Consider the following 2242-nt stretch of genomic DNA (forward strand, 5'->3'; position numbering starts at 1 on the left):
ACTCAAGGATATTTATAAGAATGCAGAAACCATTATGGCACTCGATGCCGAATATATGACCGCTTCCTTTGTGGCTCTATTTTTTTATTTTCTTTCTTGACAAATTCACTCGTCCATATATGACAAATTTTGCGTTTAAAGATAGATGTCGTGACTCGGATATATTCAATTTTTCTTCAAACAACCTACTATTTATAAGCTCTGCAAAAAACTTGATTATCGAGTAATAGATAAATTCAGTAATAGATAAATTCTGTTGCATCAATCATTCAAGTAAATTAAACTAGTAAAAGTGATTGGTTCGCTAAAAGAGAGTTAATGAGAACGATGGATGCGTTTAAAAAAACTCATTTATCTGAGCTAACTAAAAAATATTATCATTTTATAATTGTGACGCAATATGTTTAAAAATTTATTACAACTTTACAGCATGGTAATTTGTCTTTTTGCTAGCCTGACTCTTATGTTCACATTGGTGCAAGTTATGCAAAATATTGCAAGTCTAGTATTACCAGAATATAAGTATAATCATGGTATAGCTAAATTTAACTCTGTCGAAAACTTTATTAATTCGAAGAATCCACAGGAAGCGGAAAAGATTAGATTATTAAGTAAAATAGAAATAGACAAAAAGATAAATCTTGAAAAAACAAATTATATGCAAGAAGTAGAAAAAGATACAATATTTAATCTAATTAGTAATACTACTTGGGTAATTACTAGTTTAATATTTTTTATTATCCATTGGTTGCTGTATAAAAAATCATCCAAGCATCATTGCGAGGAGATACTTTAGTAGCGTGAAGCAATCTATTTTTAATCACTTTTATGGATTGCTTCTTCGGCTCACGCTTCCTCGCAATGATGCGTGAACTCTCATTCATATACTATCACCTAATTCAATTGCTTTACTAATATCTGATTATTTTATTCTATTAACTGAGGCAGGTGAGAAGAAATCGCCTTGCATCGCATCTATTTTTAGATTGATTAAAAATTTGGCAATCTTACCATTCTCAACAAATTCTGCTACAGTTTGAATACCCAAATCCTCAGAGATGTTAATTAATCTTTTAATGAAGTCTTGACTTTGCAGATCGCTAGTGATGTTACGTACGTAACTACCATCAATTTTAATAATATCTATTGGCAAATTTTGTAATTGCTTAAATGAAGTAAACCCAGAGCCAAAATCATCTAAAGCAAATTTGCAACCGTATTTTCTTAATCTGTGCATGAAGTACGTTATTTGTTGATAATGCTGATTAAGGCTAGTCTCAGTAATTTCGATAATTAATCTTCCTGAAACATCATATGTTTGTAATAATTTTTCTGCTATTACTAGCAAAGGAGAATCTAATGTGCCAATATTTGAAATATTAACTGATAGCATCAAGTCTGGGTTAGCATCTAATTCTTTGATTGCCATTTCTAGCACTACTTGATCTACTATAAAAATTAAACCTTTCTTTTCAGCCTCTGGGATTATTGCTCCTACAGAACATAGATAGTTATTTGTATCAGGAATCCTTAATAAACATTCATAGTAATGAGCTTTCATTGTTTTACGGTCAATAACTGGCTGATAAGCAAAAATCATTGTTTTGTTTAATAGGGATTTTCTTAAGAGATTAAGCTGTTTATTGGACTCTTTAATGTATTCTATATTATAATATTTAGAGTCATACTCACGATAATAATTTTGGTCACCTGGATAAGAAATTAGCCAGTTCAATAAATTATAAATTTCTTCAGCTTTATTGCTAAATTTGGGAAATTCTATGCTAGCAATACTACAATTCATATAAACTGTAGGTAATAGATCATCAACATAAAGCTGGGATAATAAATGTGCTTTTAGGGCAATTTCTTTAACTAGATTTGGGTCTAATATCGGTAGAACTAATAATATTCGATCATGTTCAATGTGTTTATAAATTGATGTGACAGAATTGCTAATTAATTCATTGCAAATTTCAGAAATAATTTTATTAAGTTTGTCAATTATGTGAATGTCTTTTGCCATCATAGCATTTAATTCGTCATAATTTAATAGCTTAAAAGAGATGCAATATCCACGCTCTACTTTATCAAGCTCAAATTGTAAATTTCTAATTTTCGTATCTAATTTCACCATAACTCAAATAATATAAATTTACTAAATAACGTCAATTCGGGATAAGGTTATAATTTAGAGGAAAGTCGAAATTGCAATTTATGGAAGGTTTATTTTTCTTAAGAG

General features: G+C 29.4%; 2 protein-coding genes. One reads left to right on the forward strand and one right to left on the reverse strand.

Annotated elements, in window-relative coordinates; genetic code table 11:
• The first annotated feature begins 484 nt into the window (after positions 1-484).
• Complete coding sequence (locus RiCNE_RS06785) at positions 485-796, forward strand: hypothetical protein (RefSeq protein ID WP_133062969.1); 312 nt, start codon at positions 485-487, stop codon at positions 794-796.
• Positions 797-922: 126 nt separating this feature from the next.
• Here the strand turns inward: RiCNE_RS06785 and RiCNE_RS06790 are convergent, their stop codons facing one another.
• Complete coding sequence (locus RiCNE_RS06790; RefSeq protein ID WP_094649803.1) at positions 923-2137, reverse strand: EAL domain-containing protein; 1215 nt, start codon at positions 2135-2137, stop codon at positions 923-925.
• Positions 2138-2242: the final 105 nt, after the last annotated feature.

Source organism: Rickettsia endosymbiont of Culicoides newsteadi, assembly GCF_002259525.1.
GTDB lineage: Bacteria > Pseudomonadota > Alphaproteobacteria > Rickettsiales > Rickettsiaceae > Tisiphia.